The organism is Streptomyces sulfonofaciens (genome assembly GCF_014656295.1).
GTDB classification, from domain to species: domain Bacteria; phylum Actinomycetota; class Actinomycetes; order Streptomycetales; family Streptomycetaceae; genus Streptomyces; species Streptomyces sulfonofaciens.
Genome location: NZ_BNCD01000007.1, coordinates 336,029 through 356,768 on the forward strand (window position 1 = coordinate 336,029; position 20,740 = coordinate 356,768).

General features: G+C 72.7%; 11 protein-coding genes and 1 pseudogene. 1 reads left to right on the plus strand and 11 read right to left on the minus strand.

Annotated elements, in window-relative coordinates; genetic code table 11:
- Positions 1 to 109 precede the first annotated feature (109 nt).
- A pseudogene (locus tag IE313_RS14740) lies at positions 110 to 1,345 on the plus strand (RNA-guided endonuclease InsQ/TnpB family protein).
- Here IE313_RS14740 and IE313_RS35180 read toward each other — a convergent pair.
- From IE313_RS35180 to IE313_RS14805, 11 genes are all read right to left on the minus strand, one after another.
- Positions 1,338 to 5,501: a putative baseplate assembly protein gene (locus tag IE313_RS35180; protein ID WP_229924637.1), complete on the minus strand. Its 4,164-nt coding sequence runs from the start codon at positions 5,499 to 5,501 to the stop codon at positions 1,338 to 1,340. The pseudogene IE313_RS14740 and the gene IE313_RS35180 overlap by 8 nt on opposite strands.
- Positions 5,498 to 9,163 carry a baseplate J/gp47 family protein gene (locus IE313_RS35185; RefSeq protein ID WP_506005229.1) on the minus strand — a complete coding sequence of 1,222 codons (3,666 nt, stop codon included), beginning with the start codon at positions 9,161 to 9,163 and terminating at the stop codon, positions 5,498 to 5,500. Before IE313_RS35185 ends, IE313_RS35180 begins: the two co-directional genes overlap by 4 nt.
- Positions 9,160 to 9,546, minus strand: a complete 387-nt coding sequence (locus IE313_RS14765) for a GPW/gp25 family protein (RefSeq protein WP_189932099.1) — start codon at positions 9,544 to 9,546, stop codon at positions 9,160 to 9,162. The genes IE313_RS35185 and IE313_RS14765 overlap by 4 nt, the downstream gene beginning before the upstream one ends.
- On the minus strand, positions 9,543 to 9,890 hold the full coding sequence (locus IE313_RS14770) for a hypothetical protein (protein ID WP_189932101.1): 348 nt from the start codon (positions 9,888 to 9,890) through the stop codon (positions 9,543 to 9,545). Before IE313_RS14770 ends, IE313_RS14765 begins: the two co-directional genes overlap by 4 nt.
- 17 nt (positions 9,891 to 9,907) lie before the next feature.
- Entirely contained in the window at positions 9,908 to 10,441 is a 534-nt protein-coding gene (locus IE313_RS14775) for a phage baseplate assembly protein V (RefSeq protein ID WP_189932103.1), read from the minus strand.
- Positions 10,442 to 10,573: 132 nt separating this feature from the next.
- Positions 10,574 to 11,713 (minus strand): hypothetical protein, encoded by a 1,140-nt coding sequence (locus IE313_RS14780; RefSeq protein ID WP_189932105.1) that lies wholly within the window; start codon positions 11,711 to 11,713, stop codon positions 10,574 to 10,576.
- Between the two features lie 155 nt (positions 11,714 to 11,868).
- Positions 11,869 to 12,285, minus strand: a complete 417-nt coding sequence (locus IE313_RS14785) for a LysM peptidoglycan-binding domain-containing protein (RefSeq protein ID WP_189932107.1) — start codon at positions 12,283 to 12,285, stop codon at positions 11,869 to 11,871.
- 104 nt (positions 12,286 to 12,389) lie between these two features.
- Positions 12,390 to 13,100, minus strand: coding sequence for a hypothetical protein (locus tag IE313_RS14790; RefSeq protein ID WP_189932109.1), 711 nt, complete (start codon positions 13,098 to 13,100; stop codon positions 12,390 to 12,392).
- A gap of 48 nt (positions 13,101 to 13,148) precedes the next feature.
- Positions 13,149 to 13,607 carry a hypothetical protein gene (locus IE313_RS14795; RefSeq protein ID WP_189932111.1) on the minus strand — a complete coding sequence of 153 codons (459 nt, stop codon included), beginning with the start codon at positions 13,605 to 13,607 and terminating at the stop codon, positions 13,149 to 13,151.
- Complete coding sequence (locus IE313_RS14800; protein WP_189932113.1) at positions 13,607 to 20,404, minus strand: eCIS core domain-containing protein; 6,798 nt, start codon at positions 20,402 to 20,404, stop codon at positions 13,607 to 13,609. Before IE313_RS14800 ends, IE313_RS14795 begins: the two co-directional genes overlap by 1 nt.
- On the minus strand, positions 20,401 to 20,697 hold the full coding sequence (locus IE313_RS14805; RefSeq protein WP_189932115.1) for a hypothetical protein: 297 nt from the start codon (positions 20,695 to 20,697) through the stop codon (positions 20,401 to 20,403). Before IE313_RS14805 ends, IE313_RS14800 begins: the two co-directional genes overlap by 4 nt.
- Positions 20,698 to 20,740: the final 43 nt, after the last annotated feature.

Consider the following 20,740-nt stretch of genomic DNA (forward strand, 5'->3'; position numbering starts at 1 on the left):
GGATTTTGGACTCCGCTCGGAGCAGCCCGGCGTGTCCGGGCGTGTCCGAGAACGGATTTCGCCGGCACGCAACACCGGTCCTACGGAAGCACGGTGGTACCTCGTAAACATGACGCAGCAGGTCAAGCGGGCTTTCAAGTACCGCTTCCACCCTGCCGACGAGCAGGCGGCCGAGCTGTCCCGCACGCTCGGCTGCGTCCGGTACCTGTACAACTGGGCGCTGCACATGCGGACTGAGGCGTACACGCTGCACAGCAAGAAGGTCGGGTACGCAGAGAGCGACCGTGCACTGACCGTGTTGAAGAAGCAGCCAGCAACGGCGTTCCTTGCCGAGGTGTCCTCGGTCCCACTCCAGCAGGCAGTGCGTCATCTTCAGACTGCGTTCGCGGCGTTCTTCGACAGGCGCGCGAAGCACCCGCGGTTCAAGTCGAAGAAGAAGTCGCGGGCATCGGCGACCTACACCAGGTCGGCGTTTCGTTGGAGGGGCGGTCAGCTCTTCCTCGCCAAGATGAGCCAGCCGCTCGACATCCGCTGGTCGCGTCCGCTGCCCGCGGGTGCGCAGCCGCCCACGGTGAGCGTGTCCCGCGATGCGGCGGGCCGGTGGTTCGTGTCGATCCTGTGCGATGACGTGGTTTCCCCGGCTGTGGCCGCGAAGAACGCTGTCGGTGTCGACGCGGGCGTCACGTCCCTCGTGACGCTGTCCATTGGTGAGAAGGTGACCGATCCGCGTCACGAGCGCCGCGACCGTCGAAGGTTGGCCAAGGCGCAACGGGCGCTTTCCCGTAAGACGAAGGGCTCGGCGAACCGGGAGAAGGCGCGCCGGAAAGTCGCCCGCATCCACGCCCGCGTCGCGGATCGGCGACGCGACTTCATGCACAAGCTGACCTCGCGCATCATCCACGAGAACCAAGTGGTCGTGAGCGAGGACGTCACCGTCCGCACCATGCTGAAGAACCACAGCCCGGCGCGGGCTGTCAGCGATGCGTCGTGGGCGCAACTGCGCCTCATGCTGGAGTACAAGTGCCGTTGGTACGGGCGAGATCCCGTGCTCGTTGACCGCTGGTCTCCCAGCTCGAAGCTGTGCGGGACTTGCGGCACCGTGCGGGAGAGACTGCCGCTGAGCGTGCGCACTTGGACGTGCGACTGCGGCACCACGCATGACCGCGACGTGAACGCGGCACGGAACGTGCTCGCTGCCGGGCCGGCAGAGAGCTGAAACGCCTGTGGAGCTGGTGTAGGACCTCAACGGGAGTCCTCCCGGACGGGGCAGTCGGCGACGAAACAGGAAGCCCTCGGTGCGAGCCGTGGGAATCCCCCGCCTTCAGACGGGGATGAAGTCAATTGACCTCCGTCAGAATCAGCGTGTCCGCGACCTTCGGCGTGAGCAGCGCGAGCTGCGCGGGCCTGATGCCGCGGAAGACGAACACCGAGCGGCCCCGCGCCAGACGGCGGGTGTCGGTGATGTCGGGGTTGAGGCGGAGCAGTTCGGCGAGCGTGATGCCGGCCCTGCCCGCGACCGAGGTGAGCGTCTCGCCGGCCGGGTCGGTCACCCGGTAGGCCTGCTCGTCGTAGGTGGCGGTCCTGGCCGGCACGTGGGTCCGCGGTCCCTGTGACCCGTGCGCGCCGAGCAGGTCCGCGAGCTGCTGCGGGGTGGCGGACGCGGGCACGCCGGTGAACGCGTCCACGTCCACGTAGTCGACGCCCGGCACCGACTGGGCCGCCGCCAGCACCTCCGACAGGTGCGCCGGGCGCCCCAGCTCGCGGCCCTCGAAGCCGAGCCTGCGCAGGAGCGCCGCGCGCAGCCGCGGTTCCACCCGCACCCACTCGTGGTCGGGGGCCACCTTGACGCGGGCCGCGAGGAGCAGCAGCACCAGTTCGCGGGCGTCCACCCGCACCGGCAGCCGGGGGTCGCCGTACTCGGTGAGCGATGCCCGCAGGGTGCCCAGCACCTGCGAGTCCTCGGAGATGACGACGTCGTCGGCGCCGGCCACGGTGACGTGCAGCACGCGCCGCCGGCCGTCGAAGAGTTCACGCGCCTGGGCCCGGCCGATGCCGGCCCGGGAGCGGGCGAAGTCCTCGTAGTCCCGCTCGGAGACCAGCCGGTCCAGCGCGGCCACCGCCAGCGGGACGGTGCGGCGGGTCAGCGCGGGCCCGTCGGCGTCCGCGCCGCCCGCGGCCGGGCGGGGGTTGGTGACCGCGGTGACGCCGAGCGGGCGGGTGATGGCCTGGGTGACGCGGTCCGCGCCGACGTTCGCCGCCCGCCCCGTGCCGAACCGGTAGCGCGCCCGGACGTTCTCCTGCCCGGTGGGCAGCCGCGCGCCGTGCACGCCGTCGCCGAAGGTCACCGTGGTGCCGCCGTCGCCGGTGGTGCCCGTGATGTAGACCCGCTCGTAGGGGCCGCGCCCGGCGAGCGAGTCGACCTGGTGCCAGAGCAGCCCGTCCACCCGGACCTCCAGCGTGGGCGTGGCGCCCAGCGGGGTGTCCGACGGCAGCCAGGTGAGCGGGGACTGCCAGAGCCGGAAGGTCTGGTTGATCCGGTCCGCGTCGCCGCTGCCGATCGGCTCGTCGCGGCTCTCGCCGTGCGTCGCCGCGACGACGTTGCCGAGGACCTTCACCGTCTCGCGGCGGTAGCGGTAGGCGAGTTCGGTGGTGAGCGTCAGCACCGTGTGCACGTGGTCGCCGGGCAGGTGCGGGTCGATGCGCTGCGCGGCGTCGTGCAGCACCACGACCTCGGTGGCCCGCACGCCCGCGGTGCCGGGGATGTCGCTGCGCTCGCCGGACACCACGAGGGTGCGGCCCGGCGCGAGCCCGTCGTACAGTTCGGCGAGCTCGATCTCGTTGCCGTGCACGTCTTCGCCGAGCGGCTCGTCCGCCGGCCGCAGCGGCTCCCCGCCGGCGTGGACCTCGGTGTCCCTGATGTGCGACAGCAGCACGTCGTGGTCGTCCAGCCAGTCGTCGGCGAGGACGAGTTCGGTGCCTCGGCCCGTGATCCCGTAGTTGGTGTACGCGGCGGTGCGCGCCGCCACGACCTGGGTGGTGACGAAGGCGAGCTTCGGGTCGCCCGGGATGCCGGGGAGCGCCCCGGGATCGGCGGGCGTGCCGCTTCCGGTGCCGCTTCCGGTGCCTGATCCCGGGTCCGTGCCCGATCCCGGGTCCGTGCCGGAACCCGGGTCGGGGTCCGAACCGGAGCCGGTGCTCGCCGCGCCGCTGGTGCCGGTGCTCGCCCCCGCGCCCGCCGCCGAGCCGCCGCCCCCGTCCGCGCCGCCGTCCGCCGGGACCGCCCCCTTGCGTGGCCGCAGGATGGCCACCCAACTGCCGACCGTGATGCTGTCCTGCACGGAGTCGAGCTGGAGCAGCCGCCGGTTGGCGGGGGCGGGCTTGGTCGCCAGGGTGATCTCCACCGACGGCGGGCCGCCCGCCAGGCCGTACTCCATGCCCACCTCGAAGTCGCCGTGCGTGAACTGCACGGGGACCCCGGGCGACAGGTGGCCCTCCTTCGCCTCGCCGTTGTTGACGGCCGCGAGCACCTTGCCCTCGTCGTCGGGCCGGCCCACGAACAGCGTCCGCTCCGGCAGGCCCGCGAAGAGCTGGGCGGTGATGCCGGCGTCCTGCGAGTCGGCGGGGCGGCGGCTCAGCCAGTGCAGGTCGTTGTCCTGGCCGGTCCTGGTGCTCAGCACCACGCTGCCGGTGGCGAACGGGAACGTCCCGTCGAACGGCAGGTTCTGCACGTACTGGAACGACTGGCCCGACTCGGTGTACTGGAACTCCGCCCGGATCGGCACCTTGCCCGCGGTGTCGAAGACGATCCGCATCATCGTCAGGGTGCCGCCGGTCAGCGGCCAGTCGGTCTGCCGCACCACCCGGCCCTTGTCGTCCTGCACCGGCTTGAGCGGTGCCGTCGAGCCGAACACGGCGGCGGTCACCCGCATCGCCAGCAGCTCCCGCAGCGTCTCGTCGGTGCCGGCCGCGGTGGCCTGCCGCCACGCCGGGTAGAGGCCGGGCGCCACCCGCGGGTCCAGCGCGGACAGCAGTTGCGGGGTCAGGCCCGAGCCCATCCGGAACGGGCGCCCGCCGCCGGTGGCGGGGAGCGGGGCGACACTGGTGCGCAGCGCGGGCAGGACGTTGCCCAGGGCGGTCAGCGCGGCGGACCCGGGGCCGTGCGCGCCGTCGCCGGCCGCGTCCGCCGCCCGCGCCCCGGCACCGGGCCGGCCCGCGGTGAGCCCCGGTCCGGCCCACCCCGCGGTGAACCCGGCACCGGGCCATCCCGCCGTGAGCCCCGGTCCGGCCCAGCCCCCCGCCAGCCCGGGGCCGGTGCTGCCCGCCGCGGGCTCCGGCACCGACGGGGCGAGGCGCACCGCACGGGCCCGCATCTCCCCGAGCACCGCCTCCAGTTCCTCGAACCAGGCCGCCACGTCCGCATGGGGCTCGGCCAGCACCTGGGCCTCGGCCAGCCGGTCGTGCGGCTCGGCGAGGCGGGCCGCGAAGGCCTGCGGAGTGGTCAGGTTCGGCAGGTCGGTGCGGAGCGGCGCGAGGACCTGGATGTCGAAGTCCTCGATGAGACGGCTCACCGGCCGCGGGTTGGGCACCTCGGGCGTGGGGGGTTCGTCGCCGGGCTCGCCCGGCGCCTCGGGCAGCACGATCCACCGCCCGGTCTCCTCGATCAGCTCCTTCAGCGTGGGCGGCGCCGACTGCGGCAGCCGCACCGCCGTGACCGCCGCGTCGCGGTCCACCCGGAGCCCGGCCACGGGCAGCAGCAGCCGCTGCCCGCCGGCTCCGGCGCCGAAGACGAACAGCAGCTTGGTGCCGGTGCTCAGCCCCGTGGCCGTGCCCGCGACGTACAGCTCGGGGCGCGTCGCGAGGTCCTGCGGCGTGAGCGGGACGGGCCGGCGACGGCGCACCGCAAGCTCGTTGAACCTCCAGCGCGCCACCAGATCCTGGCTGGTCTCGAACGTCTGCGTGTCCTCGCCCGAGGACGCCGGCACGCTGTGGCTGCGCGCCCCGCGCGGCACGGTCACGGCGATGTCCGGGGCGCGCGGGTCCCGTTCGAGGGTGTACGCGAGGTGGGTGCCCGCGGCGACGCCGGGCCGCGGCCGGTGCCCGACGAGGCGGCCCAGCAGCACCAGCGAGCGCTGCTCGTCCGCGGTGCGCAGGTACGCCTCGTCCGCGATCCGCTCCGAGTGGAACGTCAGCAGGTCGCCGAGGACCGCCGCCGCGTCCAGCAGCCCGAGCGCCGGGTCGTCCGGGGTGCGCACGGTCAGGTCGCGCAGCGCCGGATACGCCGACGAGGCCAGCCGGTCGCGCAGCGCGGCGAGGAAGCCGCCGTACTCGCCGACCCGGTAGTCCAGCGCGTCGCGGCCGGGCGGGTTGTGCGGCGGGGCGGGCGCGGTGCGCTCGTCGTGGCCGCCGCATGCGCCACCGCAGCCGCTGGGGGCACCTCCCACGCCCTTGAGGCAGTGGGGGACTCCCCGGCCGGGCCCCGTGGACAGGTCCGTGGCACTCATCGCACACCCCCGAGAGTGATCTCCAGACGGCCCGCCTCGGGCCGTTGCGGATCGTTGTCGCATGTGGCGATCTCCAGCGGGCCGAGCCGCAGCACGCCGTCCCCGATCGCCGAGTCGTCCTCCCCCACTGCCTCAAGGGCGTGGGAGGTACCCCCAGGCCCGCTGTGCCCGCCGCCGCTGTCGGAGCCGCGGAACAGCCGCCCCAGCCGCGTCACCTCGACGCTGACCACGCCCGGCACCGCGGCCGCGACCGCCACCAGACGGCTCAGCCGCACCGGTTCGCCGAACGTGAGGGCGTCCGGGTGGAAGAAGCCGAGGCGCCCCTTGCCGAGCCGCCGGCTGCCCAGCACCCGGTACAGTTCGGCGAGGATCTGCCCGTGCTGGTGGCCGGGCGCCGCGCACACCGTCAGCGCGATGTCGAGAGGCACCAGGCGGGCCGGGCCCACCACCAGGTCGTGGCCGATGAGCCGGTACGGCTCCAGGGCCTGCGCCACCGCCGCCAGCATCCGCGGCGAGGGATCCGCGTCCCCTTCGGAGTCCACGGCGACGTGCGCCTCCTGCCCGCTGCCGGTCCAGCGCAGCTCGGCCGCGGCGCGCTGCACGCCGGGCAGTTCCGAGGCGAGTGCCGCGTAGTCCTCGGCGGTCACCGCCCTCAGCCGGGTGCGCCGCAGGTCGAGCGGGGCGAGCTGGCGCACCTGGTCGACCGGTTCGGGTTCGGTGCCGCCGAGGGCGGGCAGCGGGTTGCGCACTCCCGCCACCGGTGCCTCGTCCGTCCGGGCTGGCCGGTTCTCGTCCTCCGCTTCACGCACCAGGACGAGGTGGTTGATGGCCTCGGCGCCGACGTTGCCGGCCCGGCCGCCGCCCAGCCGGTAGTGCAGGGCGAGCCGCGCGCCGGGCGCGGGCCGCGCCCCGTGCCACCCGTCGCCGAACCGCAGCGCCAGCCGCTCGTCGTCCTCCAGCTCGCCGACGAAGTGGCGGTCGCGGGGGCCGCTTTCGAGCAGGTCGCGGCGGGGCGACCAGACGGCGCCGTGGCCCGCGCCCGTGCCCCGCTCGCCGCCGGCCGCATGGTCCTCGGCGCCGGCGTGGCCGTCGTCCGTGACGTGGTCGTCCTCGCCCACCCGGCCGTCGCCGCCGGGGGCACCGTCCAGCTCGTGCAGCCGGACCGCGGGCAGCGCCGCGCGCGGGTCCTGGGCGAGGGCCGCGCTCGCCGGGCCGCGCAGCTCCGGCTCGTCCGGGTGCAGCCCGACGGTGTAGCCGGGTCCCCAGCTCTGCTCGATCTCCCAGGCCAGGTGCCCGTCGAGCACCGTGCCCGCGCGGGCACGGGCGGTGAGCACCTCCAGCCTGCGCTGCTTGCCGGCCAGCAGCTCGTCGCTGCGGTGCAGCAGGTCCCGCAGCGCGCGCACGGGGTGCCGGCGCAGGTCGAACCGCTCGATCACGTCCAGTCCGAACACGACGGCCAGTTCGCCGATCTCGCCGTCCGCGAGCCCGTCGCGGTCGCGGGCGCTGCGCCACAGCTCCACCAGCCGCTGCCGCAGGCGCCCGGGGATCGCGGCGAGCCGGTCGGCCTGCCCGGCCGCCACCCGCTCGGACAGCGGGAACGGCACGGCCTGGGCGATGGGGGAGCGGTCGAGCCGGGGCCGGAAGCGGGGCGGGATGCCTGGGTAGATGCTCTGCGCCAGCAGCGTCCTGAGCGCCGCCGCCTGCTCGTGCGCGGTACTGGGCACGACCCTTCCGGAGCCGTCGCCGGACGGTGGTCCCGTGCGCCTCAGGCCCGCGAGCTCCAGGCCGATGCCCGCGCGCAGCGCCGCCGCCTCGCCGACCACCGTGAACAGCTCGCGCACGTCGTCCGAGGTCAGCAGCCGCCCGCTGTCGGCCTTCCGGGTGAGGGCGCCCACGAGGCGGCCGGGCGCGTTGCCCTCCTCGCGGTCCCCGCAGCCGAAGTCCGGCGGGCAGCACGGGGCGACGACGGCCGGGTCGGGCGGCACCGTGACGGTCGCCGGCAGCTCGCCGCGGCCGAAGGCGCCCGGTACGCCCGCGCCCGGCGGGCCGCCGACGGAGCGCCCGTGGTCGACCAGCACGACGTTGCCGCGCGCCACGCTCACGTCCGCGGCCGGCCCGCAGTCGGGGCCGCCGAGCGTGGCGAGGCAGAGCGGGAAGCGCAGCGCGTCCTCGGGCGCCCAGGTGACCTCCAGGACCGGCTGGTCCTCGACCGCGTCGTAGGCCGGGGTGACCGACGTCAGCCGCACCGGCTGGCGGTGCGCCGGGTCGGCGTCGCCGGGGGTGCTGGAGCGGGGGCCCTTGACCTCCTCCAGGATCAGCACGTCGCCGGCGCGCAGGCTCAGCGCCCGGCGGCGCCCGTGGTGGTGGTCGTGCCCCTGATCATGCCCGTGCCCGTGCCCGTGCCCGTGCCCGTGCCCGTGCCCCTGGCCGTGGTCGTGCTCGTGACCGTGGCCGCCGTGCTCGTGGCCGCCGTGTCCGCGGCCGCCCTCGCCGCGCCCCGGACCGTGCCGCCCGTCGCCGTGCCCGTTCCCGTCCCGTTCGCCGCCCTCGTCGGCCCAGCCGTCCACGAGGGTGGCGGCGGTGGCGCCGCGCGGCAGGGAGCGCACCTCGCCGCCCCAGGTCCACAGCCGGATGGTGTTGTGCACCTCGCGCAGCACCAGCGGTTCGGCCGTCACCGGCTCGAAGACCTCCACCGAGCCGTGCTCGTCGAGCACCGCGAGGTCGCCGTCGTCGATGACGGTGCCCGGCTCGGGCCGGTCCTGCGGGTCGCCGGAGTGCACGTCCACCGCCGCGAACCGGAACGTGCCCGGCAGCAGCATGTGCTCCCCGGCCGTCTCGACGGTCACGAACGCGCGCGCGTTGCAGCCGTCGTGCATGGCGTAGTCGATCAGCCGCACGTGCCGCCGCACCGAGACCCTGCGCCGCGCCGTGTCGAGGTACGCCTCCGTGGCGACCGCGTCCTGCTGGTAGCTGATCCGGTCCCCGGTGTACGCCAGCAGCTCCACCAGCGTCATGCCGAGGTCCGCGGGGTTGCGCTCGACCCAGCCGGGGGTGGTCAGCGCGAGGCGGTCCAGCAGCAGCCGGCGGATCGAGTCGTAGTCGCGCGCCGTGTAGTCGATCACGGGCGCCGTGGGGAAGTCGGCCGCATCGCCGTCCCGTTCGCCGTCGCCGTCGCCGCAGTCGAACGGTGAGGGGCGGTCAGGACGGAAGGTGAAGTCGGCGCCGAAGTAGCGCTGCTCGAAGCCCGGGTACGGCTCGCTGCCGGGCCGCCCGTACGGGTCGGCCTCGACCAGGGAGAGCCGGTAGCGGGAGGTGTCGCCCGCCCTGTCCACGGTCACCACGAGCCGGTCGTCCAGCTCCGGGTCCTCCTCGCGCTCGACGGAGGTGTGGATCGCCTGGATGCCCGTGATCCTGCGGCCGCCGTCGATGCGGACGTTTTCGGGGCCGAGCCCGTGCGGGGCCTTGCCGAGGAACGTCACCGTGAGCGTCAGCCCGTCGTCGTCCGCCTCGACGGCGTCGATGCCGTTCAGCCGCTCCGCCCTGATCCTCGCCCGCCGGCCGGGCGGCCAGCCGCTCTCGCCGCCACCGTCACCGCCGTTGCCGCCGTTCCCGTTGCCCCTGTTGCCTCTGGTGTCGCTGCCGTGCCCGAGCCCGCCGCTCACGCCCCGGCCCTCCCCTCGAAGATCTCGTCGCGGCGGTGCCCGGTGGCCCGCACCACATAGCGCAGGAACACCCGCACCGCGTTCTCGTCGCTGACCACGTCGAGCCCCTCCACCTCGATCAGGTCGCCCACCCACCGCTGCAGGGCCGCCTGCACGGACAGTTCCAGGGCCGACGCCAGCTCCGGGCTGTTCGGCGTGAAGACCAGGTCGAGCAGGCCGCAGCCGAAGTCCGGGCGCATCACCCGCTCGCCCGGCGAGGTGAACAGCACCTGCTCGACCAGGTCGTGCACGTGCGCGTCACGGTCCGCGTCGGCCGTGCGGCCCCGCCGGTCCACCCGGAACGGGAACGCGATGTCGGTGCGCCGCCTCGGGTAGCCGCTCATCCCGCCGCCACCTCCCTGTGCGCCGGCGCCACCACGGGCCGGCCCGCCGGCACCAGGTGCGCGGTGAAGCACTGCGCGTGCGTGACGTCGAGCAGCACCGGCACCCCGTCCACCACGACCCCGTCCCGCTCCGCGTCCCACCGGACGCTGGTGCAGGGCGCGGGCGCGCCGTCCACGGTGCGGGTGCAGCCGATCACGGTCCAGGCGCCGGCGGCCGTCGCGACGGGCACCCCGTCGATGCGCACCGCGTCCGACGCCGCCGCGAACGCGGCGACCGCGCGCCCGCCGTGCGGGCAACTGATCACGGTGTCCGTGCCGAACAGATGGCCATGGGTCCCGAACATGGCGCCCTCCCCCCGTCCTACCGCTTCTTGGGCACGATCAGGCGGCCCTCGTTGATGTTCACTTCGTTGCCGATCAGCGTGATCACGGCGCCCTGGTTGTTGCCGATCGTCACGCCCTTGTCGTCGATCTGGACGTAGGCGCCGCTCGCCGCCTGGAGCCTGATGCCGTCGACGTCCGGCACGTGGGACATGACGATCTTGTGCTTGCCGACCGTCTCGATGACGACCGGCTTGGTGGCGGGGCTCGCGTTCAACTCCTTGAGGGCATCCGGCGGCAGCTCGTCCTCGGCGCCGTACCAGCAGCCCGTCCACACCGGGAAGCTCGGGTCGCCCTGCTCGAACTCCACCCACACGCCGCTGCCCCTGTGCGGCACGGCGAAGTGCCCCGCCTGCGGTCCCGTGAAGGGCAGGCAGGGCAGCGCCCAGGTGGACTCCTCGTCACCGAGCACGTCCGGCACGCTGACCTTCAGCCGGCCCAGGTGCAGCGGGTCGTTGTTGTCGGCCACGCGGCCGCGGAACTTGCCGAGGAAGCGATGGTTAGGTGGCGCCATGCGTCAACTGCTCCTGTGCTCGTGGCTCGCGCGGGGCGCGGTGCCGTCCGCCGTCGGGTGCCGGGTGTCGTGCCGGGTCGTACGGGGGTCGCGCTGGTCGTCAGGTGCTCAGGTGCTCAGGTGATCTGGTGCTCAGGGGCGGACCCGGTCGCTGAGCGACACGAGGCCCTCCCGGGAGAGGGTGAAGTTCTGCTGGTACGAGCCGGGACGCAGGTTGTGCGTCACGCTCTTGACGTAGTAGTCGCCGTCGTAGGTCACGCCCGCGCCGCGCACGCCCACCAGCTCGCGCGGCGACAGCAGGTAGCCGTGCTTGGTGACGTCGAGCTGCCCGGAGCCTGAGATCGCGTCCGCGGAGGTCGCGGCGCGCGCCAGCAGCTCGGCGTTGGCCTCGCCGAGCTGCATCTTCGCGGTGCCCGGGAGGGTCCTGCGCTTCAACGCGGGCGAGGCGTTCCTGGCCAGCGGCGGGCGCAGCGGTCCGATGTCGGGCTGCGGCAGCACCTGCGAGTCGCGCGTGGCCGGGTTCTGCCAACGGGCCTGCGGCTCCTCGCGGGCCGTGCCGTCGTAGGCGAACGTCAGTTGGTCGACCGTGGAGTTGACGTCCATGTTGACGGTCAGTGCGTGCTGCCGCGTGCCGGTGCGCACCTCCGGGCCCCAGTAGGCGGTGGACTGGCCGGGGGTGGGCCCCGGGACCAGGTAGAAGGTGTAGCCGTTCGCGCGGGCCAGCTCGTTGAGGAACGTCAGGTCCGTGCTCGTCTGGAACGGCACCCGGAGCTGTTCCTGCGGCGGCTGCTCGATCTGCTCGTGCTTGATGTCCGCGTTGATGCCGAAGTCGGCGTACTTGTCGAGGACCCGCTGGGCGCGCTGCCAGGGCCGCAGGTTGGGGTAGCGGTCGGTGCGCTCCTCCAGGTCCATCAGGAGGGTGAGGTCCTCGCCGGTGACGGTGAGGGTGGTCTGCCCGGGCTGGTTGCTGGCGCCCACCTCGTGCCGCACGATCAGCCCGTCCAGCAGCACGCTGGCGGTGCCCTGCACGGACACGCTGATGACCACCCGCGTCTTCGGGTCGAAGAACCCCTCCGGCAGCAGCCGGTCGATGATCGCGCCCCTCTTGGTGAGGTCGAACGCGATCTGGAACCCGCTGCGCTCCCCGGCGGTGCTGGTGATCTGCGCGGTGAGCAGAGCTTCGGTCACTTCCTGGGGAACGGGTGTGACGAGCTGGGGCCCCATGTGCATCTGGATGTGGATGGGACCGCGGCCCACCGGCTCCTCAGCCACGGCGGGCCCCCGGGTCTCGCCGGGCCATGGCGGGCTCCGCATCGCGGCAGGCCACGGCGATCCGTGCGGCTCCGCAGGCCATGGCGATCCGTGCCGCTCCGCAGGCCACGGCGGCTCCTGCGGCTGCGGCTGCGACGGCGGTCCCTGCTCCTCGGTCAGCCACGGCGGGCCCCCGGTCCGGTGCCCAGGGTGGCGGCACGCGGGAAGCCGCCCGGAAGCGGCACCTCGATCGTCCGCCCCGGCTCCTCGGTCAGCTCGTGCGGGTCGAGGACGGGGTTGGCGTCGGCGATCTGCCACCACTGGTCCGGTGCGCCGAGGTAGCGCTGCGCGAGCAGGTCGGGCCGCTCGCCGTCGCTGACGGTGTGGGGGAGCGTGTCGCTCGTCCGGTCCCCGCCCCCTGCGTGCCCCTCAGGAAGGGGCGGCAGGAGACGGCGCTTGGTGTACCGCACCTCGGTCCCGTCGGGCAGTGTGTGCACGCCGATCTCGGCATCGTGGTAGCGGCTGGAGCGGGGGTACGGGTGGGCACCCGGTATCGCGTCCAGCGCGGACTCGTACGGCTCGATGGTGGCCATCTGCGCGGGTCAGCCCCTCCCTGGTGCGGTGGTTCCCGATGCTGCGGTTCCGTTCACGGCGGCGGTCGGGGCCGCGGCGCCGGCGTGGGCGTCCATGTCAACGGTCATGCCGCTCCTCCCGCGGCCAGGGCGGCGCCGCCCCCGCCGATGTCCCCGGGTGTCAGCCCCAGCGCCCCGAGGCTGCCCGCCCGGGCCATCCCGGCGAGCCGCTCCTTCTGCGCGAGGTGCGCGAGGTACAGCTCGGCACCGGGGTGCCCGACGGGCAGGTCGCTGACGGTCAGCACCTTCAGCCCGATGTTGAGCGAGGCGCGCATCGGGTTGAGGTTCACGTCGAACGCGGACTCGGTGATGGACAGTTCGGTGATCCGCACGGGCATGACGCGCTTGCTCCCCCACGTGAAGAGGGTGAGCGGCATCTCGATCGGCGTGATCTCGATGGCCCCGTTCTTCCCGAGCCGGCTGTTCTGCCGCAGCTTCTCGGTGGTCGGCTGCACGAGCATCTCCAGCACGGCGAGCTGGGGGTGGATCCCGTCGGGCGCGGCCACGTCGAGCTGGTCGGTCGAGTCGATCTCGGCGGTGAACTTCCAGGTCTCCTCGGCGGGCCCTTTCAGCCGGAGGGCTTCGTTCCGGTCCCCGGAGCCGGACCCTCCGCCGCCGGAGTCACTGCTTGTGCCTGCTGTTTGCGGCGCGATGGAGCGTTCGAGGCTGTCCGGGTTGAACTGGAGCACGATGATGCGTTGGGGGGTGCCGCGCGCGGGGTCGATGAGGACTATTCCGGAGCGGATGGGTTTGGGGATGTTGGGGTAGGTTGTCACTTCGCCTTCCCTCGCGTCAGCCAGGACTGGTTCCGTTCTACTGGGAAGTCAGCCAATGTCGGGATGGTCCCATGTAATTAGGGTTCTTGCCTGTCCGATAAGTCGGTTGAAGTCCACCGCTTCGGAGTTTAGCTCTGCCTTTACCAGCATGAAAGGGTCTACTTTATAGGGTGTCGCTTCTGAGTTTTTCTGGCGCGACAGAACGTAATGGCCGTGGGATAGCGATTTGGTGTCTGTGTCGACCATCCAGACAGCTTCGTGCTCGACGATCAGTACCTGCGCGATGAGTGCTGCAAGCTGTGAATTTAGGATGTAGAACTCGTCCTCGTTGAGGTCTTCTATGGGGATTGAGCGTAGGAGCTCCCTAAACGTGTCAAACAGAAGTTGAGGCTGTGAGAGGACGAGGTCGGGTGGATTAATATCCATCTCTTCTGCGACGGCGATCAGGAGATCTTGGGCTCCTTTTTTCCATTCTCTCAGTTCTGTCGCATCGGATTCATTGGGCACTATTCATTCTCCTTAGTTGATCTATGCTGGACGATGTAAATGATGCGGGCCTTCGCTAGGAGGGCCGCAAGCTCTGCGCTGGGTGGAGCGCCATAGAATACCCAACGCGGGTCGTGCGTGGAATCCTTTTCCCTTAGTGTCACATCTGCGTTGACCTCGGCTCGGATCCGTGGCGTGAGGCGGACTTCATTCTTGACACTGACGGTTTTTCCGTCCTTGTCCTTGACTACATTCCCCTTCTTGTCTTTCTTTGTGAGCCATGGCAGGTATGTCTTGACTTCAATAGACAGGCGTTGCCCTGCCTCGGAGCGGTTCACCTCGGCATCGTAGATGCGAAAGGTATCCTCGCTTATCGGGAAATCCGGATCGTCCGTGGCTGCTACGGGTGTTCTCCCGCCTGGTGAGGCTCCGAAGAGAATCCGTGCACGCTCCTCTCCTTCTTTCCATCTCCTTCGCTTGTCCCCGATGTTGAGGATCCGTCGCACACTCTTGACCTCTGGCCCAGCCGGAAGCTGAGGCTCGGCCTCCCCGGTTGCAGGAACTCTAGTCGATGCTTCGGCACGATGAGATTTGTTCGTGCCGTAAACGGCCCAAAGGTGGGTCTTCGCGAATACGTTGAGAGAGGTGATTTCTTGCTGATCCCTGATGCCGGCTAGCATGGGGGCGTACTCGGAGCGCGGCACGGGATTGTTTGGAAAAGTGTTGACTCCGTGGACGGCCTCAGTTATGGCCTTCTGTAGGGACTCTCGCTCCTTCCCGTCGGACGCCTTCTCTGCCTCTGACTTTGTATGCCAGACGACGGGCACGTCCGCGGAGCCGTCTTTGTAACCTGAAGTTACTCCCGCTTGTGGGTTCAGCCTGGCGATCGACTGCACATAGGGTGCTCCAGAAGCGGACAGCTCAGTAAGGCGGTACCAGAGCCTGAACCCTATTAGAGTGGAATTGAGGACCCCCTCGGTCACGCCATGATCCAGAGTCTTTACGAGCCGCGGCTTGATGCGCGCCACGATCTTTGCTAGCCGCTCGTCCTTCGACTCCTCGGAGTCCTCCTCCTTCTTCCTGTCGTCCTTCTTCTGCTGCCTCGGATCCCGCCCGTCACCGTCGTGGTGGTCGTCGTCCCGCCCGGGGCGACGCGGCCGGTTGGGGTCCTCGTCCGGCCTGCGGTCCCGAGGCCTGTTCGGGTCGTCGTCCCTGCGAGGCCTGTTCGGGTCCTCGTCCGGGCGGCGGTCCCGGGGGCGGTTCGGGTCGTTCCGGCGGCGCCCGTCCGGGGTGCTCTCGTCCGGGCGGCGCGGAGTCGTCTCGTCCGGGCGGCGTGGGGTGCCCGAGGAGTCGTCCGGGCGGCGTTCGCCCGGGCGTTGCTCGTTGGGGCGCGGACGAGTCGGCGCTTCCTCCTCCGGGGTGCGGCGCGGGCGCGATGGCGTCGTGCCGGGGCGGTTCGCGTCCGGGCGGTTCGTGGAGGGGGCGTCGTCGCGGCGGGGGCGGGCGGTCGGGGTCGTGTCGGGGCGGGTGCCGTCGCCGCGGGGCGGGGGGCGGTCCGCGGGGCGGTTGCGGTCGGCCGGGCGGCCCCGGTCCGCCGGGGTGCGGGACCCCGGGCGCGTGCCCGAGCCCGACGTGCCGTCACTCGTCCGGCGACCCGGGCCCGTCGTGCCGTCCGCCGACCCCGGGCCCTTCTTCGGTGCCGGCTTCTTCGGCGCAGCCGACGACGTCGGTCGCGTCGCCGGGCGTGCCGGAGCGTTCTCGTCCTCCCTCGGGCGGTTCCGGTCGCCCGGGGTGTCGGCGCCACCGCGGTCACCGCCCCCACCGCCGCCCCGCTTCTTCCCGAGGTTCTTCGCAACGCCGCGCAGGCGTTCCCCCACCTTCCCCACGTACTTGCTGATGCCGCTCAGCAGCCACTGGTACAACGTCTCCAGCAGGGCCACGACGCCCGACGCGACCGCCTTCGCGAACAGCACAGCCGCGTTGCCGCCCTTGACGGCCTTCAGGAAGTCCATGAACGCGCCGAACGCGCTGATGATCGCGCTCAGCGCGCCCCAGGCGGTCTGGAGGAAGTCGATGATGGCCAGCACCCAGCCCGCGCCGGGGATCAGCTTGGCCACGATCTTCGTGATGACAATCTCGCCGATGATCACAGGGAGCTGCGGCAGGACGGCGTCCCACGCCTCCTTCGCCATCTGCTCCTTGCTGATCCCGCCGTTGATCAACTGCTCGAAGATCGCCTTGGGGATGCCGATGATCTCCTGGATCTTCTCGTTGAACCACTGCTTGACCGCGGTGACGATCTCGGGGAAGAGGTGGTGCTGTGCGCCGTCCTTCGCCGAGCTGCCCAGGTTGCTGACCCAGCCGCCGGGGTCGGAGATGATGTCGCCGACGATGGCGATGAACTCGCCGAGGCCGTTCAGCAGCCCCATGGCGAAGTCCATGACGGCCTTCACCGCGCTCACCACGGCCTTCACCGCCGCGTCGAGGGCAGCCTTCAACGCGTCGAGGATGGCGCTGAGGATGCTCCCGAGGGCGTTGAGGAGCGCGTTGATGGCTTCCTTCAGCGCGTTCGCCAGCCGCTGCACCAGCGCGATGGCGGCCTTCACCAGGTCCGTGATCAGCTTCCGGATCCGGTTTGCGAGCTCCACGATGGCGCGGACCAGCGCCTTGCCCAGCTCGATCAGGGCGTCGATGAGGGCCTTGACCGTGTCGATGATCCACTGGCGTGCCTCGTTGATCCAGCGGAGCACCGTGTCCTTGAAGTCCCTGATGAGCCCGGTCACCGCGTCGCGCGCCGCGCGGAAGATGCCGACAATCGCGTTTTTGATCTCGATGAACTTCTGCTTGATCCAGTCCAGCGCCTTGGTGATCCAGTTGCCGGCCTGTTCCTTGGGCTCGTCCTTCTTCTTGCCGGCGTCCTGCTCGGCCTGCGTGGCCTTGGTCTGGACGTCCTTGTCGTCCTTGTCCTTGCGGTCCGTGACGTCCTTGTCTGTCTTGTCTTCCTTGTCCTTGACGTCCTTCTTGAGCTTGTCGTGCTTCTCGGTCTTCTTGTCGCCGAGGTCGGCCAGGTGCTGGTCCTGGTCCGCACGCCACTGCTCGCGCTCCGCGGTGACGCTGGACATGGCCTTGTCGCGTTCCGCGGACTGGCTCTCGGCGTTGGCGGAGACCTCCGCCTTGACCTGCTGCTTGTTGTCGTCCTGGGACTTGCGGACGTCCTTGTCCTTCTGCTGCCGGCCCTTCGACATCTGCTGCTGGCCGTCGGTGAAGGAGCGGTGGAACTGCGGGCCGCGCTCGTGCTCGGCGACCTCGGATACCGCTTCCGGCGGAACCTGGCCGGTGGCGGGCGCGCCGGCGGCCGCGGGGGCGGCGCCCTTGCCCCGCTGGCCGGGGACCTTCGCCTCCAACTGCTCCTTGGGCGCGTTCGGATAGATCTGGTCCTCGCCCAGGTTGCGGCCCGCGTCGTCGCGCGCGGCGGTGTGCACCTCCTGGCCCTTGGCGTCCAGGTTGGTGCCCTGCTCACCGGCCGCCGAGTCCGCGTCGCCCTGCATGCTCACGCCCGGCGCGTTGCCGACCTGGGCCTGCTTCAGGGCCTCGTCCTTCGTGGGCAGCCCCGCGAACTTCGCGGCCAGATCCGCCGGGTCCACGTCGGCGCCGAAGAAGTTGCCGACGGCGCCGATCACGTAACCGGCCCCCATGGCCAGCATGTCGCCGAAGTCGGGCTCCTCCGCGTTCTCCGCAGGGATGTCGCCCTCGGGCTGTTTCGCGCCGCTGACCTCGGCATCCTTGCCCTCCGGTGCGTCGGCCTTCTGCGCGGGGTCCTGGCTGTACTGGCCCGGGGCCTCGGTGTTCGGTGCGCCCTCCAGCGTCCGGGGCGCGCCCGCGGGCCGTTCCACCGACGGCGGCGCGCTCGCCAGGGACTGGTGCTCGTCTGAGACCGTGCGGTCGACGGAGCCGGAGACGCCGCCCAGCGCCTGGAGCGCGACGTGCGGCTTGAGGCCCGCGGCCGTCGAGAGACCGGCCTCCGGCGAGACCTGCGAGAGGTCCGGCGGCGGCGCCTCCTTCTTCGCCGCCTTGCCCTTCGCGGGCGCGGCGCCCCCGCCTCCGCCGCCGCGTGGGGCGAGGGGTGCGGGTGCCGGCGGAGCAGACGCCGATCGGGACGACCCGGACGCGGCCGGGGGCGCGGCGGCGCGAGCGGGCGGCGGAGGCGCGGCGCCCCCGCCCGAGGATCCTGACGAGCCGGAACTTCCGGAGGATGCCGCCGACGCCTTCGACGTGTCCGCGGACGAGGCGGTGGTGGACGTGGCGGACGACGGCGTGGCCGTGCCCGCGCCCCACGCACCCTGCGCCCCTGCCGTCGTCGTCTCACCGGAGGCGGACGCACCGCTCCCGGTGCTCGACACGTGCGAGTCCTGTGCGGACGACGGCGACTGCGTGTCGTCCGTCGGCCCGCCCTGCTCGGCCGTTCCCATTCCCGTTCCCGAGCTCGTGCCGGAGCCGCCGGCCCCCTGCGTCCCGGTGGACGAATCCTGGGTGCCCCCCGAACCGTCGGTGGACGAGGACGTTCCGCCGCCAGCCTCCTGCTGGGGCTGCTGCCCCGCGGCCTGGCCCTGGTCGCCCGCGCCGCCCTGGCCTGCGGCCCCGCCCTGCTGCTGCCCCTGTCCCGGCTCCTCGCCCTTGCCGGCCCTGTCCCCGGCCGGATCCGCGTCCTTCTTCTCCTGCTCCGCCGTGTCCTTCCTGGCGTCGCCGGTGTCCGCGCCGTCCTGCTCGGCCCCGCCGGGCTGCTGCTCGGCGCTCTGCCCGGGGGCGCCGGTCCCTGCTTCCGGGGCCGTTTTCAGCGTGAGAGGGCCCGGGCGGGCGGCGGTGGCGGCACCCGCCACCGGACCCGCGGACGCGCCGGGCCGCTGCGGCGCGACGTCCGGGTCGACGAGGGCGCCGCTGCCGACCAGCGACGGCGTGCCCTCGGTCTCCGGCGGGCCGTCGCCGGCCGCGTCCTTAGCGTCCTCGCGGTCCCGCTGCGCCTGCACCTGTTCCGCCCGGGTGGGCGGCGCCTGCGGGAAGCTCGGCACGGCGGGGGACTGCTCGGAGCCGACCTCGATCTGGTCCGCGGTCGGCACCGCCGACACGTCGAGGTCGGCCTGCGGGAGGAAGTCGTCCGGGCCCAGCTTGACGTCCCAGGCGCTCTTCGCCTCGGACGCGTTCGGGTCGAGCCGGTTCGCCGAGTCCGCGTCCGCGTCCTGCCCGAACGGGTCGTCGTCCCCGGTCCGCCCCTCGCCGCCGTCCAGATCCTGGGCCCGTGCCCCGTCCAGTGTGCTCACCGCGCCGAGGTCGTGCAGGCTGGGTCCTGCCGGGCCCGGTGCCGTCGTCGGGACCTCGGGCACACCCCGTCTGTCCTGCTCCTTGACCTGCTGGCCCGCGACCAGCGGATCCACGGCTTTGGGGCGGTTCTTGGCCGCCGACTCCTCCTCGGTGGGGGCCGGCACGCCCTGCTGCTGGCCGCCGCCGGACTCCTCGGCCTGCTGCCCGCCGTCCTTCTTCTCGCCGGCCGCCTCGCCCTGGGCCCCGCCGGCCTCCTCCTTCTGCTTCCCGGCCGCCTGCCCGCCGGCCCCGCCCTGCGTGCCGCCGCCCGTGTCCTGCTGCGCCGACGACCCCTGCGGCGCCGCGCCCGAACCGCCGCCGGAGCGGTCCGCGTCCGCCCGGGGCCCGGTATCCGAGGAACCCCCCGAGCCCGCCGGACGGCCGGGTGACGTGTCCTGAGTCCCCGACGGCGTGTCCGCGCCACCGCTCCCCGACGTGGAACCGGACGGCGAGTCCTGTCGCGCGCCCGCTCCCGAGGTGTCCGTGCCCCGGCCGTCCTGCTCGCCGGAAGCGGGCCCGCCCGATGCGGCGGGCTCGACCCGGTCGGACCGGATCCGCTCGGTCTCCGCGTTGTCCCGTTCCGTCTCCCGCTCGGTCTGCAACTCCTCCAGCAGGTCGCGGTCGAGCGCGGGCGCCTCGTGGGAGTTGAGTTCCGGCTGGCCGTCCGGGGTGCCGCGGGTCTCGTCCGCGTTCTCGGCGAGCAGGTCCTCCAGCCGTTCGCGCTCCGACGTGAGCAGCCGCCGCTCCAGCCGGGCCACGACCAGGTCCTGCATCTCCTCCGGCAGCCGTGACAACGTGAGGCGGGTGCGGCGGGAGTAGTCGGACGGGTCGCTGCGCAGCGAGCGCAGCACCTGGTTCGCCATCCGGTCGACCAGCGTCGCCGGATCGACCATGTCCAGCCGGCTGCGGTCCGCGTCGACCGTCGCGTACCTGAGCCACCCCGGCGTCGCCCGCCCCGGCTCGACCTCCTGGGCGGCGGCCGCCGGCGAGCCGGCCGCGCGGGACGGGTCCGCCAGCTCCTGTGCCGCTGACTCCGCCTCGCGTTCGATCGCCTGCTGCGGCAGGGAGACGGCGCCCAGGTCGCGGCCGGCGCGCAGGGCGCCGAGGCCGTCGGGGTTCTGCACGGTGTGCAGGAGCTCGTGGGCGAGCAGGCGGCGGCCGTCGGTGGTGCCGGGGCTGAAGGCGCCCTCGCGGAAGAAGATGTCCTGGCCGACGGCGACCGCGTCGGCGCCGAGCATGTCGGTGAGCGCGCCCGCGGAGCGGTCGGTGTGCAGGCGGATCCGGCTCAGGTCGTGGCCGAGCTGCTCCTCAAGATCCCGGCGGACGGACAGGTCCAGAGGCTGGCCGGCGCCGCTGACGACGTTCTTCGGCTCCAACGCATGCGAAGAGGCACGCTCCTTGCGCTTCCTGCGGCGGTCACGCGCCGCCTTGGCCTCCTGCGCGGGCCGCTCCGAGGTGCTCATCGTGCCTGCCCCCGGCCCGCTAGGCCGTCGTGCACCGCGCGGGCCAGCTCCTGGCCGAGCCGTCGCGACGTCAGGTTCGCGGGCAGCGGCGGCAGCCCGCCGAGCACGTCCAGCGCCCGGGCGCCGCCGTCCGCGGCGAGCGGCACGCCCCGCTCCCGCACCAGGCGCCCCAGCTCCGCCTCGAACGCGGCCGTGACGCGGTCGGGGTCGATGGTGCGGGCGAAGCCGGTGAGCACGAGCTCGCCGATGTCGACGCGGAACGTCTCGGGTTGGTCCGGGGCCGGCCGGGACACCACTGGAGGCCGTGCGCCGGACCTTCCGGGTCCTCCGGCTCGC